The following is a 15109-nucleotide window of genomic DNA, read 5'->3' on the forward strand; positions in this document are numbered from 1 at the left end:
CGGTCCCGGGCCCCTGGGGACGGAAGACCGCGCGCACGCTGGAAGGAAGCAACGTGACGCGGGTGGTGAGGTTCGGAAGGGGGTGGCTGGCGGGGCTCTGGCTCGCGCTGGCGTGGCCGGCCCAGGCGGCGGAGGGCCCGCGTGCGCCCGCCGTCTTCCGGGCGGCGCGCACGGAGGTGGCCGTGGCGGTGGACGGGGTGCTGGACGAGCCCGCGTGGGCCACGGCGCCGGTGTACTCGGACTTCGTGCAGAGCTTCCCCACGCCGGGAGCCGAGCCCGGCGAGCGCACCGAGGTGCGCATCCTCCACGACGAGCGCAACCTCTACGTGGGCATCACCGCGTTGGATCGCCAGCCCGCACTCATCCGCCGGAGCCTGGGCCGGCGCGACGCCATCCCGCCCTCGGACATGGTGACGGTGATGGTGGACAGCCTGAAGGACAGGGCCACCGCCTACCTCTTCTCCATCAACGCTGGCGGCACGCTGGAGGACGCGCGGCTCACCGAGGACACCACCGAGGCGAAGGACTGGGACGCCGTCTGGGAGGGAGAGGCCACCGTCACGCAGGAGGGATGGACCGCGGAGCTGCGCGTGCCCCTGTCCGTCCTGCGCTTCCCGGAGGCGCCGGTGCAGACGTGGGGCTTCCACGTCCGCCGGCTGATGTCCCGGACGCACGAGCAGGTGGACTCCACCGTCATCCCGCGCGAGGCCAACGCGCTCGTGTCGCGCTTCGCGGACTTCCAGGGGCTGGAGGGCGTGCGCCACCAGCGGAGGCTGATGTTGACGCCCTACGTGGCCAGCCGGCTCACCGCGAGCCGCGCCGCCGTACCGCTGGGCGGGGCGTCGTCGGTGGAGCCGTCCGCGGACGTGGGGCTGGACTTCCAGGCCGCGCTCGCCAGCGACCTGTCGCTCACGGGCACGTTCAACCCGGACTTCGGCCAGGTGGAGGCGGACGAGCTGCTGGTGAACCTGAGCACGTCGGAGGTGTTCTTCCCGGAGAAGCGCCCCTTCTTCCTGGAGGGGCTGGAGCTGTTCCAGCCGGTGGGCGCGCAGGCGGGGCGCTCCGCGCAGACGCTCTTCTATTCGCGGCGCGTGGGCCTGGATCAGCCGCTGTTGGGCGCGGTGAAGCTGGTGGGCACCGTGAGCGACGGCGTGCAGGTGGGGCTCTTGAACGCCGTCTCCCTGGGCGCCCCGGCGCTGGGGACCGCCCCGGCGCGCGGCTACCGCTTCCAGTGGGCGCGTCCGCTGCACTTCGCCTCGCAGGCCACGCTGCCGCGCGTGGTGCCGCCGCCCATGAACTCATTGGCGGGCGTGTTGCGCGCGGAGGTGGCGGAGGGCCAGCAACTGGGCCTGATGGTGACGGCGGCGAGCCCGCTGTCCTCGAAGTGCCAGGGGACGCCGCTGCCGGACGACCCTCCGTGTGTCGCGCGAGGCGGACAGGCGGCGGCGGCGGACTTCCGGCTGCGCACGGCGGACGGCGTCTTCGCCGTGTCCGGGCAGGTGGACGCGTCGCGGGTGACGGGCGGTGGACCCGAGGGGCTGCTCTTGCGCGACGGGACGCTGCTGCGCCCGGGGGACATGGGCTTCGGGGCCTACCTGCGCGGCGGGAAGCTGGGCGGTGAGCCGTGGCGCACGACGCTGACGTACGAGTACGAGTCGCCCACGCTGGACCTGAACGCGTCCGGCTTCCAGCCGCTCCAGAACCAACAGAAGGTGTCGGCCCACGTGCAGTACGGGCGCGGTTCGCGGTGGGGCATCTTCCCGGAGCTGTGGCTGGGCGTGCGGGCGCAGGGGGGCTGGTCCACGGATGCGCGGGGGCTGCCCCTGTCGCGCGGGCTGGACCTGACGCTGGAGGGCGTGCTGCCGGACTTCAGCACGCTGTTCTGTGACGCGGGCGTGGAGGTGGACCGCCGCGACCTGCGGGAGATTCCGGAGCGGGGGCTGGCGTACGAGCTGCCGGACTTCGGCTACCTCACCTGCGGGCTGGAGACGGATCCGCTGCGGCCCCTGGCCCTGAAGCTGGAGGGCTACGTGGACCGCACGACCCGGAACGGCGCCTCGCCGGGCCGGGTAGGCAAGGCCCTGAGCGCGGGCGTGTCGTGGCGTCCCATGCCTCGGCTCCAGACGGACGTGGACGTGTCGTACGAGGCCACGCAGGACGGCCCCCGGTGGACGGGGGAGACGGAGGATGGACGGCTGCTCTTCGCGGAGCTGGTGCCGCGCTTCCTCACGCTGACGTTCAAGCAGCTCGTGGTCGTCACGCCCCGGCTCACCCTGCAGGCGCGGGTGCAACTGCTCACGGGCCTGGGCCCGTACGGCCCCTTCTACGCGGCGCGAATCCCCGAGGACGGGACGGTGCGGCTGCGCGACCTCCAGCCGGTGACGGACGTGGAGGACCCCAGCTTCCACACGGCGGCGCTCAACGTGAACGTGGTGGCGCGGTGGGAGTACCACGTGGGCTCCACGCTCTATTTCATCTACTCGCGGGCCCAGGAGGAGCCGCTCCTGGAGGGGACGGACGCGGGCCGGAGGTCGCTCGGGCCGCAGGGGCTGGGGCTGGGGCCGCGCTCGGACACGGTGTTGCTGAAGGCGAGCTACGCGTGGTGAGCGCAGGCCGCGGGCCCCAGGAGCCGTCCGTGCGCGCAGGCCGCGGGCCCCAGGAGCCGTCCGTGCGCGCGGGCCAGGGGACCCGTGTCCTCGCGGCGCGTGCGGGCCGTGGGGCCTGCGTCCTCGCGGTGCTGGTGACGGTGCTGGGGGCGGCGTGGGTGGCGCGCTGCCCGGTGGAGCCGCGCCCGGAGGGGGCCGCGCCCGAAGTGTTCTCGGAGGCGCGAGCGCTGCCGCTGGTGCGGGCGCTGGCGGAGGAGCCGCGTCCGTTGGGCTCCCCCGCGGCGCAGCGGGCGGTGGCGCTGCTGGTGGAGCGGCTGCGGGCGCTGCCGGGCGTGGAGGTGGTGGTGCAGGACGCGGAGGCCAGCATGGTGGACGAGGGGAGCCTCATCCTCTTCCGCGCGGTGAACGTCCTGGCGCGGCTGCCGGGCGAGAGCGCGGACGCGGTGCTGGTGTCCGCGCACTACGACAGTCCGGAGGAGAGTCCGGGCGCGGGCGACAACGCCCTCGCGGTGGCCGCGGCGGTGGAGGTGCTGCGGGCGCTGAGCGCGGGGCCGCGTCCGCGCCACACGGTGTTGCTCAACCTCAACGGCGGCGAGGAGGACGGCCGCCTGGGCGCGGCGGGCTTCCTGCGCCATCCGTGGGCGCGGGACGTGAAGGCCTTCATCAACCTGGAGGGCGTGGGCGTCGGCGGCCGGCTGGTCCTCTTCCGCGCGAGCCCCGGCGCCCAGGGGTTGCTGGAGGCGTACGCGGACGCGGTGTCCTCCCCGAGCGCGTCCGTGCTGGGCCAGGACGTGATGGCCAGCGGCGCGGCGCCCTTCTACACGGACTTCGAGCAGTACGTGGGGAGCGGCATCCCGGGGCTCGACCTGGCGCTGGTGGAGGGCGGCTACGCGTACCACACGGCGTTGGATCGGCCGGAGGCCGTGCCTCCAGGGACGCTCCAGCATGTCGGCGACACGGTGCTGGCGTTGGTGCGCCGGCTCTCCGCGGGCCCCCTGCCGCCCCACGCGTCCGAAGCGGGCACCGTGACCTTCTTCGATGTGCTCGGCGTGGGGACGGTCGTGTATCCGCCCCGGGTGGCGGTGGGGCTGGCGGTGGGCGCGGTGCTCCTGTTCGCGGGGGCGTGCGAGGCCTCCCGGCGTCGCGGCCTGCTGTCCATGAGGGGGTTGGGGCGGGGCTTCGTCTGGATGGGGGTGGGCGGGGCGCTGGGGGCGCTGCTGCCGCTGCTGGGCGCGGTGCTGGTGGGGGTCGTGCTGGGGCGCCCGCAGGGCTGGTACGGCACGCCCGCCCTGGGGCTCGTCACGTACGGGGCGCTCGCGCTCGCGGGGGTGCTCGTGGGCGAGGCGGCGTGGGCGGCGTTCACGGCCCGGCGCGGGGCGGGAGCGGACTCGCGGCACTTCGAGCGTTGGGGGGGAGCGCTCGCCTGGGGCGTCTGCTTCACGGTGCTGGGAACGGTGGCCGGCGTAGGCGTGACGTACCCGCTGCTGGTCTGGCTGCTGGGCGGAGCGGGTGCGCTCCTGGTGGTGGCCCGGTGGCCCCGGTGGAGCGGGGTCGCGCTCGCGTTGGGCTTCCTGCCGGGGCTGTGCCTGATGGCGCAGGCGGCATCGCGGCTGCTCTTCCTGGCCCTCCCGCTGACGGGCCACCTGCTGGTGCCGTTCCCGCTGGATGGGGCCATCGCGCTCCTGGTGGCGTTGCCCCTGCTGGCGGGAGCGTGGCTGGTGCCCGCGGCGCTGCCGTGGGCGGAGGGAGGTCGCCTCGCCGGGCTGTGGGTGGGGGCGCTCGCGCTGGGCGGGTGGGTGGCGCTGGCGCTCGTGACGCCTCACGACGCGGAGCATCCGCGAAGGCTGCACGCGGTGGAGCGGATTGACGCGTCCGGAAGCGTCCTCGTCCTCCAGAGCATGGATGGGCTGGCGCTCGGCACGCTCGTCCCGGGGCTCACGGATGCCCAGTCCGAGCAGGCCCAGACGGAGCGCGCCCTGCCATGGAGCGGCGCCATGCCCCCGGTGTCCGGACAGGAGCCGGGAGCCACCGCGACCACCGCGTCGGCGCACCCTGTCCCCACCGGACAGCCCGCGCTGACGGAGCTCACGGCGCCACGCTTCACCGTGGAGCGCGTGGAGCACCACGGGGCGGAGCGACAGGTGTCCCTGCTCCTGTCCGCCCAGGAGGGCGCATCCCTGCGCCTGGAGGTCCCGCGTGAAGCGCTGGTCTCCTGGTCCCTGGGCCCGGAGTTGCCCGCCCTCCCGGCGGACGCCGTCGCCTTCACGGCCCTGGCAGTGAATCCCCCGCGAGGCGAATGGCGCGTGGAGCTGCGCCTGCGCGCCACCCCGGACGTGCCCGTGCGGCTTCGCGCGTCTCGCGAGGGCGCGGTGACGCCGACGCTGGACGCCCTGCGCCGCTCGCTCGGGCCCCACCGCACGGGCTCCTTCGCCGCGTCCCACACCGTGGAGGCGCGGCCATGACGCCCCCGCGCTCAGCCTGGCGACGGAAGGGCCGCGAACTCCTTCACCAACCGCGCGGTGACGAGCGCGGTGAGCCGCGCCGGATCCAGCTCCGGGATGAACTCGCTGACGTCCAGTCCCACAAGCTCGTAGCGTCGGGCCAGCCCGCGCAGGAGCACCAGCAGCTCGCGGAACGTGGGGCCGCCAGGGTAGGGCGCCTCCACGGCGGGGACCTCATGGGGCGCGAGCCCGTCCAGGTCCACGGACACGAACACGCGCCGCACGCCGCCGAGCTGCGCGACCATGGATTCGAGCACCGCCGGCAGGCCCCGCTCCACCACCTCCACGGCGTGGATGACGCCCGGCTTCCACTCGCGCAGCCCCTCGCGCTCGCGCGCGTTCACCTGCCGGATGCCGAACAGGCTGGTCCGCTCCGGCCGGACGTGGGGCAGCTTCCAGGCGTGGTGGAGGATGGAGTCGAAGGCCAGCGCGTCGCTCTGGACGCAGTCCGGGTGGGCGTCCACGTAGACGACGCCGCAGTCCTCGAACACGTCGCTCACCGCGGCCAGGGCGGCGTACTTGATGTGGTGGTCCCCGCCCACGCCAATGGCGCGCTGTCCCCGGAGGAACAACGACGCGAAGCGGTCGCGCACGACGGACAGCTGCGCGGGCACCGCGAGCCCCTCCACGGGGAGGTTCCCCGCGTCGAACAGGCCAGTCCCGTCCTCCAGCGACTCCGTGAGGGACGGGGACTCGTTGTCCGCGTCGCGCATGAAGTCTGCGGTGAAAAGCGTCCGGGGCGCGTCGGAGCGTCCCCGTGCGCTCTCGGAGAAGCCGGCCCCCTGCGTGTTGGCGCCGAACAGCACGGCGCGCGCCCGGTGCTCGTCGGGACACAGGGCATGGCGAAGGCGCGGGCTCACGGGCGCACCTCGGACACGGCGAAGGGGGAGAAGGGGTTCATGGCGGCTCCAGTGCGGACAGGCCCACCTGGGGTGGGGCAGGGCAATGGGCCCGTGGAGGGCCCGGTGGGCGCGGACGGCTCAGACGGGGCTGACCGCGCGGGGGGAAGCTTCGGGGATGCTGGACTCCAGCGCTCGCGCGGGCCGGAACAGGGACAGCGCGATGGCGGCGAGCACGGCCAGCAGGCCCATCATCACCAGCATCAGCGCGATGCCACGGCCCGGGCCCGAACCCAGCAGCCCGCCGAACACGGGCTCCAGCGCGCCGCCCGCCAGCATGGCGGGCTCGAAGACGTGGTCCGCCAGCGGCCCTCCCACGAGGTACGCCACCGGGGTGGAGAACCACGCCAGCGCCATCCGCGCGGAGAACACGCGGCCCTGGAGGTCGGCGGGCACCAGCGACTGCCACAGCGCCTGGCTGCAGCTCGCGATGGGGGCGTTGAAGAACATGAGCAGGAAGGCCGCCGCCGCGATGAGCGGAAGCGATGGCTGGAGCCCCGACAGCGCCAGGCTCACGCCGTAGAGCAGCCCGGCGCCCACGATGCCCGTCAGCCGCCGCTTCGGGCCTCCCCAGACGGTCATCAGCGCGCTGCCCACCAGCATGCCCACGCCGCTGCAGGCGAGCACCTGACCCAGCAGCGTCGGGGTGAACGCCTTGAGCACCAGCGGCGTCACCAGGATCTCCGCCAGTCCCAGCGTGAGGTTGACGATGGAGAAGAAGGCCAGCAGGCCCAGCAGTCCAGGCTGCTGGAAGATGTAGCGCATCCCGAACGTGAGGTTGGAGCCCAGGCTCTCCCGCGCCTGCTGCTCGCCCTGGGCGCTGCGCGTCGGCCGGGGCACGCGCACGAGCAGGGTCGTCACCACCGCGATCGCGAACGCCATCAGGTCCAGGGTCATCACCGTGGCCAGGCCGTGGTTCATCAGCAGCAGTCCCGCCAGGGGCGGGGCGAGCGTGCGGCCCGCCGCCTGCGCCAGCTGCACCATGCCGCTGGCCCGTCCCAGGTGGCGCTCGGGGACGAGCACCGTGGAGGCCGCCATGAACGCCGGCTCCTGGAAGGACTCCGCCACGGCCGTCAGGCACACGCCCAGGTACACCTGCCACAGCCGCAGGTTCCCGCCCGTGTACAGCACCAGCAGGCTCAGCGTGCTCAGCGCCGCCAGCGTGTCGCTCGCCAGCATCACCCACTTGCGATCCCACCGGTCCACCACCACGCCCGCCACCGGCGCCAGCAGCACGATGGGCGCCACCGCGCACAGGGTCATCGTCGCGAACTGCGTGACGGAGCCGGTCTGCTCATACACCCAGATGCCCAGCGCGAAGGATGTCAGACCCGAGCCCAGGATGGACACGAGCTGGCCCAACCACAGCACCCCGAACGTCATCAGGCCAGGGCGCGATGTCTGCGTACTTGTCATGGAGATGGATTGCTCACGTTGTTCCGCGACTTCAATGGGGCTGGGAGTCTGCCATGGATGTTCTGCCTTTTGTGGGTGCGCCGCATGATGGACTGAATGTCTGACACGTTTGTTTGAGTCGCCGCGAGTCCGTGGTCGCGGACAGCGAATGCATTGGTTCGTGGCTGTTTTTCCCCTCTGCCCTGGATGTTGGACATGTCTACTTCCGCTGAATCACCGCCGGTCTCACGTTCGTTCTCGCTCTATCTGCATGGGCTCGCTTTCCTGGGGGGCTTCAACGTCATGTTGCTGGAGATGTGTGCCTTCCGGGTGCTCCAGACCACGTTCGGCTCATCCATCTATGTGACGGGCGTCCTGCTCGCGCTGGTCATGATTGCCCTGTCGGGGGGCTATTACCTGGGGGGACGGTTCTCCCAGCGCAATGCCTCGCTGGAGTTCCTGCTCGGGGTCATCTCCCTGGCCGTGGTGTATGTCTGGGTGACGGGCGGGCTGCTGTCCGAACCGCTGCTGGATTTCAGCTTCGGCCTGCGCAAGGTCTTCTCCAGCGGGCTCGCGGGGCACCTGGTGCCCCCGGCGGTGGCCACGCTGATCTTCTACATGGGGCCCATGCTGGCGCTGAGCCACGTCTCGCCGTTCCTCATCCGGCTCCTGGCCACGCACCCGCGCGGGGTGGGGGCCACGGCGGGCAACCTGATGGCGGTCTCCAACGTGGGGAGCATCGTGGGCACGACCCTGCCTTCCTTCGTGCTCATCCCGCTGCTGGGCGTGCCCACGACGCTGGGCATCTTCATCGGGTCGCTGGGGCTGGTGGTGGTGACGGGCCTGGTGCTGGTGCGCAAGCGCGCGCCCGTGGCCGTGATCGCGGGGGTGGTGGTGCTGGCGGCGGCGGTGGCCACGCCCGTGGCGCATGATGCCTGGGCCGCGCGGGCCTCCGCCACGGCGGAGCGGCCCATCTTCGAATCGGAGTCGCTCTACGGGAACGTGAAGATCTTCCGCTCCCAGGATGACGATGGGGACGAGAAGCTGGAGTTCATGCCGTCGCGGGACTACGTGCACTCCACCGTCTACCCGGGCCGGCCGCTGAAGGATCAGTTCACCACGGCGTACGCGAACGTGGGCCTGTCCCGGGGCGCCGGGCGCTACCTCATCCTGGGGACCGCGCTGGGCGGGGTGGTGTCCGCCATCCTGGAGGCAAACCCCCAGGCGCGGATTACCGCGGTGGAGATCGACCCGTTGGTGATGGACCTGGCGCAGCGCTACCTGCCGGCGATGCGAAGCCCCAACGTGCGCCGGGTGGTGGAGGACGCGCGGCTGTTCCTGCGGGAGGACACCCAGGAATACGACTACATCGTCGTGGACATCTTCTCCGGGGAGCAGATCCCCGCCCACTGTGTCAGCCAGGAGTTCTTCTCCCTGGCGCTGGCGCGGCTGGCGCCGGACGGGGTGCTCCAGATGAACACCAACCTGTGGGACTTCCACATCACCACGGGGTTGGAAGAGCCGGCGCCCTTCGTGCCGGTGCGGCACATCCACTCGGCGTTGCTGCGCGCGGGCTTCGCGTCGCTCTTCCAGAGTGACTTCTTCGAGCACGGCCACCTGTACGCGTTCCGAAAGGCGACCCCGGAGGCGGAGGTGCGTCGGGCGCTGGTCCAGGGCGCGTTGGATCCCGCGGTGGAGCCGAACCTGCGGGCCTCGTACGGGATGACGGCGCTGGCGCTGGTGCCCATCCCGGACGCGGAGCGGGAGCTGCGGCCCTTCACGGACAACTGGCTGCCGGAGCACCTGCTCCACCTCAAGGACAACTTCGATCAATACCTCCGGGCGCTGGCCCGGGCGCGCCAGCTGCCGGAGTGGAAGTCCCAGGTGGAGGCGGCGGGGGACGGGCAGCTGCGGTTCATCAGCGCGCGCCACTACGCGGACGTGGGCGCGTCCGGTGCGCCGTCCTATGACGGCTACCGCGCGTACATGAAGGGCGATGGCGGCACGGCCTACTGCCGGGAGGTCCTGGCCTGGGCCCGGCAGGCGCCGTCGAGCACGCTGTTCCTGGACCTGTCGCGCTACCTGCACACGCGGGTCATCCACGCCTGTGAGCGCTCGCTCGAATCGCAGGGGACGGAGCTGCCCGGGGCGGGGACCTCCGAGGGTGCGTTCCGCCGCTACGTCAGCGCCGCGCTGCTGGTGGACGACAACAAGGGCGCGAAGGCGGTGCCGCTGCTGGAGGAGATCCTCAAGGCCCGGGCCGTGCTCTGAGCGCCGGCGCCTCCCCGCGCGGGCCTCGCAGGCCCTCCTTCCGCGGCGCGAGCGTGCCGCGGAGGGCCGGGGCTTGGGGGCCGCTCAGGGAATGACGTTGCGGCGGCGCAGGTCGGTGAAGAGCTCGCGGTACATCACCTCCGACTCAAGGTGCTCCTGGAACCCGAACCGACGCGCCTTGGACGTTCCGGGACTACTTCAGCGAAGTGGGCATGGGCTGACGCGGGAGCGCCCGCGCCATGGGGCCTGCCGTTGGAGCGGGACCGTGGACGAACGTGTATTGCTCCACGTGCACGGACTCGTGGAAGTCGGGTTCGCCGCCCTGGCCATTCCAGTCCACGCGGTCCATGCGGATGACGCGCGACGAGTACGGGAGCAGCGTCGTGGGGTCCATGACCAGTTCCAGCTCCACCCGCGCGTAGGTCCCGGGCGTCTTGTCCGACTGTCCTACAGGTTCCCGCACGGCCCGCAGGCGCGCGCATCTCGGCTCCGGTTCGGCAGCGGAGCAGGGCACGCCGACGTCCAGCCGCTGCCGCTCCTCCGAAGGGACTTCCTTGCGCTCCTTGCGGCCGGTGCCCACCTGCATCGTCGCGGGAAGGACCTCCTGCTTCCCGGGCTTGTAGCGCGACCCGTGCCAGCTCCCCACCCACTGGTTCCACGTGTCCCGGATGGCCCTCTCCAATCCGACGGCCAGACCCTTGGCCATCTGGGCCCGCTTCCGGGGGCTGAGCGGCATCGCGTCCAGGAAGGCCAGCGCGGGGTTGTCCTCCAGCGGATCAATGCCCTGGAAGTCGCCCTGCGCATCAATGATTCCGGTGGCCAGGGGCTCGACGAAGATGGGGACCCTGGCCTCGAGGATCTCCACGTCATGGAACGACAACCGCCGCTGGCCCGCTTCATCCACGGGGCCCAGGGTCATCGTGAACCGGCGCTCCGCGGTCGTCCGGTCGCTCCAGTCCGTCCGCACGTCCACCGTGTGCTCGACCTGCATCGTGGCCGGCTCCGGCCAGGCATAGGTGAGCGTCACGAGCCCCCCGCCCCGGGCCCCCCCCAGGGCAGCGCACCCGGAGGCTCCGGCGGACAGGACGGCGACGACGAGCCAAGGACGGAGGAAGGGGGCCATGTCCCGGCACGATAGCAACGCCCCGGTGTCCGCGCGGCGCGACGTGAAGCGCCACCGCGCGGACCCGACACCGGCTCAGGCCAGGGCCGGGGTGCCACGGCGCAGGCCCGCGTACTCCAGCACCGCGAAGAGCGCGACCGCCGCCGCCTGCGCCGCGACGAACAGCACGCCCAGCCCCGTGGGCGTCGTCGGGCCGTGCGTCAGCAGCAGCACGCTGTCCACCACCCAGAGCGCGTTCACGGCGACCACGAACCACACCGGCCATGAGGGCAGGGTTTCCCGCGACGCCAGGTATCCGAGCAGCAGGGCGAACGGAATCAAGCCCAGGCCCGCCGTGCGCAGCAGCCCCGGGTCCAGGCCGAGCAGGGGACCCAGGGGGCCCGCGGCGGCGGCCATCAACAGGCCCATGGCCCCACTGGCGACGCCGTCCAGCAGCAGCGCGCGACGCAACAGGCTTCCCGACACGTTCTTGAGGCTCATGGCACACCCGTTCCCTTGAAGGAGGTTGGAGACGACGGGGCTCAAGATGCGAGCCGGCCCGCGCGCTGTCGATTACCTCCGAGGGAATGGAAGCGATGACGTGCGCCCCCTATCTTCGCGCCATGACGAGCCTTCAGCAGGGTCGCCCCGTCGGAGAGCTGCTGCGCGGCTGGCGGCAGCGGCGCGGCTTGAGCCAGATGGATCTCGCGTTGCGCGCGGAGGTCTCCACGCGTCACGTCAGCTTCCTGGAGACCGGCCGCTCCCAGCCCAGCCGCGACATGCTGTTGCACCTGGCGGAGGAACTGGACGTGCCCCTGCGAGAGCGCAACGGCCTCCTGGTGGCTGCGGGCTTCGCGCCCGTCTACGCCGAGCGTCCCCTGGACGACCCCGCGCTGCGCGCCACGCGCGAGGCCGTGGAGCTGGTGCTCGCGGGCCATGATCCGTACCCGGCGCTCGCGGTGGACCGGCACTGGACGCTCGTCACGGCGAACCGCGCGGTGGGCGTGCTCCTCGTGGACCTGGCCCCGGAGCTGCTCGAACCGCCCCTGAACGTCCTGCGCCTGAGCCTGCACCCGTCCGGGCTCGCGCCGCGCATCGAGAACCTGCGCCAGTGGCGCGACCATGTCCTCACGCGACTGCACCGGCAGGTGGAGGTCTCCGCGGATGCCACGCTCGCTGCGCTCCTGGAGGAGCTGCGTGGCTACCCGGTGCCGGAGGCGCGGGAAGCCCCGAACGAGCGCGACTTCGCGGGCGTCGTGATGCCGCTGCGCGTGCGCACGTCCCTGGGCCTGCTGTCCCTCTTCGGCACCACCACGGTGTTCGGCACGCCCGTGGACATCACGCTCGCGGAGCTGGCCATCGAGTCGTTCTTCCCGGCCGACCCGGAGACGGCGGAGGTGCTGCGGCGGGCCGCCACGGAGCGGTCCCGCCAGGATGCGTAGGGCAGGGCGGGCTACTTCTTCGCGCGCACGGGCTGGAGCGCCGTGCCCCAGGAGACGAGCTGATCCAACATCGCGTTCACGCCCTTCTCCTTGCTGGGGTCGGGCTTGAACACGGTGTAGTTCTCGAAGTCGGTGGACAGGGACAACTGCACCTGGGCGCGCACGGTGGCCATCTGGAGCTCCGCCGCGATGAGGCGCAGCTGCTCCACCGCGCGCACGCCGCCCGCGCTGCCGTAGCCCACGAAGCCGGCGGCCTTGTTGTTCCACTCGCCGTAGATGAAATCGAGCGCGTTCTTCAGCGCGCCGGACGTGCTGTGGTTGTACTCGGGCGTGACGAAGACGTACGCGTCGTACGAGGCCACCTTCGCGGCCCAGGCCAGGGTGTGCGGCTTCGTGTACTTGCCCATCGACGGCGGGGTCGGCTCGTCCAGCAGGGGCAGGTTGAAGTCCTGGATGTCGACGACTTCGTACTCGGCGTCGCCGCGCTTCTTCGCGATGCCGTGGACCCAGTTGGCGACGGCGTCCGCCTTGCGACCCGGCCGCGTGCTCCCGACGACGATGGCCACCTTGATCATGTGCGCGCTGCTCCTGGAAAGGGGCGGGGACTGCCGCCGCGCCCGACCTTTCCCCGGTGTCACCCCGAGGGAAAGCCGGATCTCCCAAGGTGTGTCTGGCACCCGACCCGTGCCCGGCCTTCTGCCCGGAAGGTGGCGGAGGGGCCGACCCTGGGCTAAGCGTACGGGTAACTTCTCCGGCTGCTTCCTTGCGCGGGAGCGGGCCCTCCGCTACCGATCCGAAATCGTGAACGACGACACGCCCGAACCCTCGCAGGAGCTGGCCGACGTGCTCCAGGACGTGCGCCGCCACCTGCTCTGGCAGGAGGAGAACGGTGCTCGCGCGCTCCTCGTCGACGCGAAGCTCGCCGCCGAACTCCAGCAGCAGCGCGCCGCCTCCGGGTCGGTGCGCTCGATGATCGCCCGCAACAAGGCCCCCGAGCCGGCCGCCGCTCCCTCGGCCCCCAGGCCCCCGGTGGAGTCCCCTTCACGGGATGTGCTGCACGCCGCGATGAAGCAGCCCCTGGGGCCACCCCGTGCGCCCGTCGCCGCGCCCCCGCCCGCCACGTCACCCCATGCGCCCGCCATGGCAGCGCGTCCCCTGGCCTCCGACGCGCCGGCCCCTCGCGCCGCGGCTGCGCCGTCCACGGGGCAGCTCGTGGACGTGCCACGGTCAGCGCCTCGCTACGACGGCGCGCTGCCGGGCGTGGTGGAGGGGGAGCGCCCCACGCTGGATCAGATCCGCCGCGAGCTGGGCGACTGCCGGCGCTGCAAGCTGTGCACGGGCCGCAAGAACATCGTGTTCGGCTCCGGCAACCCGCGCGCGGGCCTGGTGTTCGTGGGTGAAGGTCCCGGTGAGAGCGAGGACCTCCAGGGCGTGCCCTTCGTGGGCGCGGCGGGGGACCTGCTCACGAAGATGATCGCCGCGATGGGCTTCACCCGGAACGACGTCTACATCTGCAACGTCGTGAAGTGCCGCCCGCCGGGCAACCGCAACCCGGAGCCGGACGAGATCGCCGCGTGCGAACCGTTCCTGCGCTCGCAGCTGCTGGCGATCCAGCCCAAGGCCATCGTCGCGCTGGGCAAGTTCGCGGCGCAGACGCTGCTGCGTGACACCACCGCCATCACCCGCATGCGCGGCTCCTGGCGCGAATACGAGGGCATTCCGCTCATGCCCACCTTCCACCCCGCCTACCTGCTGCGCAACAGCGCGGAGAAGCGCAACGCGTGGGCGGACCTGCAACAGGTGATGAAGCTGTTCGGCAAGCAACCGGGCTCCAGCGCGTGATGCGCGCGGGGCGCCGCGAAAAAGGGGTGCAGGGATGAAGGGAGTGCTCGAGTCGCGCGAAGTGCAGTCGCCCGCGCTGGAGAACAATCCGCTGGGGGACCCGGCCCGCCGCCGGCTCACCGTGTACCTGCCGCCGGGCTACGCGGCGGGCACGCAGCGCTACCCGGTCGTCTACTTCCTGCACGCCTTCAGCTCGACGGGGGCCTCCTGGACGAACGCGTCCGGCTTCGCCCCCTCCGTGCCGGAGCGCCTGGACGCCCTCATCGAGCAGGGCGTCATCCCGCCCGTCATCGGCGTCTTCCCGGACGCGTGGACGAAGCTGGGCGGCAGCCAGTGGGTGAACAGCGACGCCATTGGCCGCTACCGCGACTACCTGGCCAAGGACATCGTCGGGTTCGTGGACAAGACCTGGCGCACGCTGCCCAAGGCCGCGTCGCGCGCGGTGGTGGGCCACAGCTCCGGCGGCTACGGGGCGCTGGTGATGGGCCGCTACCACCCGGAGCTGTTCTCCCTGGTGGGCGCGCACGCGCCGGATTCGTACTTCGAATATTGCTACCTGCCGGACCTGCCCAAGGCGGCCACCGCGCTGCTCAAGTCGGGCGGCGTCGAGGCGTGGGCGACGGAGATGCGGCTGCGCGCCCGGGAGACGAAGATGCGCGGGGACGACTTCCCCGTCATCAACATCCTGGCCATGGCGGCGGCGTACTCGCCGAAGAAGGGCGAGCCGCTCAACCTGGAGCTGCCCTTCGATCAGCAGAACGCGAAGATGCGGCTGGACGTGTGGAACCGCTGGCTGGTGCATGACCCGGTGCGCTTCGTGCCCAAGTTCCTGGACTCCTTCCGCAAGCTGAAGGCGGTGTTCCTGGACTGCGGCACGCGCGACGAGTTCAACCTGCGCTGGGGCACGCGCATGGTGGCCGACGACCTGAAGGCCGCGGGCGTGGACGTGGTGCACGAGGAGTTCGAGGACGGGCACTCGGGCGTGTCGTACCGCTTCGAGCGCTCGCTGGCGGTGCTGGTGCCGCGCCTGACGCAGGACTGACGAGGAACA

At 72.0% G+C, this 15109-nt stretch carries 11 protein-coding genes; 6 read left to right on the top strand and 5 right to left on the bottom strand.

The window, feature by feature from the left end; all coding sequences use genetic code 11:
* Positions 1-53 precede the first annotated feature (53 nt).
* Together OV207_RS12595 and OV207_RS12600 are read left to right on the top strand one after the other, a co-directional pair.
* Complete coding sequence (locus OV207_RS12595) at positions 54-2606, top strand: DUF5916 domain-containing protein (protein ID WP_267555279.1); 2553 nt, start codon at positions 54-56, stop codon at positions 2604-2606.
* 29 nt (positions 2607-2635) lie between these two features.
* Positions 2636-5068, top strand: a complete 2433-nt coding sequence (locus OV207_RS12600; RefSeq protein ID WP_267555281.1) for a M28 family peptidase — start codon at positions 2636-2638, stop codon at positions 5066-5068.
* A gap of 11 nt (positions 5069-5079) precedes the next feature.
* Here OV207_RS12600 and OV207_RS12605 read toward each other — a convergent pair whose 3' ends face one another.
* Together OV207_RS12605 and OV207_RS12610 are read right to left on the bottom strand one after the other, a co-directional pair.
* Positions 5080-5967, bottom strand: coding sequence for an arginase family protein (locus OV207_RS12605; protein ID WP_267555282.1), 888 nt, complete (start codon positions 5965-5967; stop codon positions 5080-5082).
* A gap of 120 nt (positions 5968-6087) precedes the next feature.
* Positions 6088-7422 carry an MFS transporter gene (locus OV207_RS12610; RefSeq protein ID WP_267555284.1) on the bottom strand — a complete coding sequence of 445 codons (1335 nt, stop codon included), beginning with the start codon at positions 7420-7422 and terminating at the stop codon, positions 6088-6090.
* 195 nt (positions 7423-7617) lie between these two features.
* On the opposite strand from OV207_RS12610, the gene OV207_RS12615 reads away from it, so the two are divergent.
* On the top strand, positions 7618-9672 hold the full coding sequence (locus OV207_RS12615; RefSeq protein ID WP_267555286.1) for a fused MFS/spermidine synthase: 2055 nt from the start codon (positions 7618-7620) through the stop codon (positions 9670-9672).
* Positions 9673-9865: 193 nt separating this feature from the next.
* On the opposite strand, the gene OV207_RS12620 is transcribed toward OV207_RS12615, so the two are convergent.
* Positions 9866-10795, bottom strand: a complete 930-nt coding sequence (locus OV207_RS12620) for a hypothetical protein (protein WP_267555289.1) — start codon at positions 10793-10795, stop codon at positions 9866-9868.
* A 75-nt stretch (positions 10796-10870) separates the two neighbouring features.
* A complete protein-coding gene (locus OV207_RS12625) occupies positions 10871-11275 on the bottom strand; it encodes a hypothetical protein (RefSeq protein WP_267555291.1) in 405 nt (134 codons plus the stop codon).
* A gap of 95 nt (positions 11276-11370) precedes the next feature.
* On the opposite strand from OV207_RS12625, the gene OV207_RS12630 reads away from it, so the two are divergent.
* Positions 11371-12216, top strand: a complete 846-nt coding sequence (locus tag OV207_RS12630) for a helix-turn-helix domain-containing protein (protein WP_267555293.1) — start codon at positions 11371-11373, stop codon at positions 12214-12216.
* An 11-nt stretch (positions 12217-12227) separates the two neighbouring features.
* On the opposite strand, the gene OV207_RS12635 is transcribed toward OV207_RS12630, so the two are convergent.
* On the bottom strand, positions 12228-12791 hold the full coding sequence (locus OV207_RS12635) for an NADPH-dependent FMN reductase (RefSeq protein WP_267555295.1): 564 nt from the start codon (positions 12789-12791) through the stop codon (positions 12228-12230).
* Between the two features lie 226 nt (positions 12792-13017).
* On the opposite strand from OV207_RS12635, the gene OV207_RS12640 reads away from it, so the two are divergent.
* Positions 13018-14058 carry a uracil-DNA glycosylase gene (locus OV207_RS12640; protein WP_267555297.1) on the top strand — a complete coding sequence of 347 codons (1041 nt, stop codon included), beginning with the start codon at positions 13018-13020 and terminating at the stop codon, positions 14056-14058.
* Between the two features lie 34 nt (positions 14059-14092).
* Entirely contained in the window at positions 14093-15100 is a 1008-nt protein-coding gene (locus OV207_RS12645; RefSeq protein WP_193348425.1) for an alpha/beta hydrolase, read from the top strand.
* The last annotated feature ends 9 nt before the right edge of the window (positions 15101-15109 follow it).

Source organism: Corallococcus sp. BB11-1, assembly GCF_026626625.1.
GTDB lineage: Bacteria > Myxococcota > Myxococcia > Myxococcales > Myxococcaceae > Corallococcus > Corallococcus soli.

What these genes read in the sequence shown, in the direction of transcription:
- OV207_RS12610 (WP_267555284.1), bottom strand. Translation starts at nt 7,422, where the DNA reads ATGACAAGTACGCAGACATCGCGCCCTGGCCTGATGACGTTCGGGGTG.
- OV207_RS12615 (WP_267555286.1), top strand. Translation starts at nt 7,618, where the DNA reads ATGTCTACTTCCGCTGAATCACCGCCGGTCTCACGTTCGTTCTCGCTC.
- OV207_RS12620 (WP_267555289.1), bottom strand. Translation starts at nt 10,795, where the DNA reads ATGGCCCCCTTCCTCCGTCCTTGGCTCGTCGTCGCCGTCCTGTCCGCC.
- OV207_RS12625 (WP_267555291.1), bottom strand. Translation starts at nt 11,275, where the DNA reads ATGAGCCTCAAGAACGTGTCGGGAAGCCTGTTGCGTCGCGCGCTGCTG.
- OV207_RS12630 (WP_267555293.1), top strand. Translation starts at nt 11,371, where the DNA reads ATGACGTGCGCCCCCTATCTTCGCGCCATGACGAGCCTTCAGCAGGGT.
- OV207_RS12635 (WP_267555295.1), bottom strand. Translation starts at nt 12,791, where the DNA reads ATGATCAAGGTGGCCATCGTCGTCGGGAGCACGCGGCCGGGTCGCAAG.
- OV207_RS12645 (WP_193348425.1), top strand. Translation starts at nt 14,093, where the DNA reads ATGAAGGGAGTGCTCGAGTCGCGCGAAGTGCAGTCGCCCGCGCTGGAG.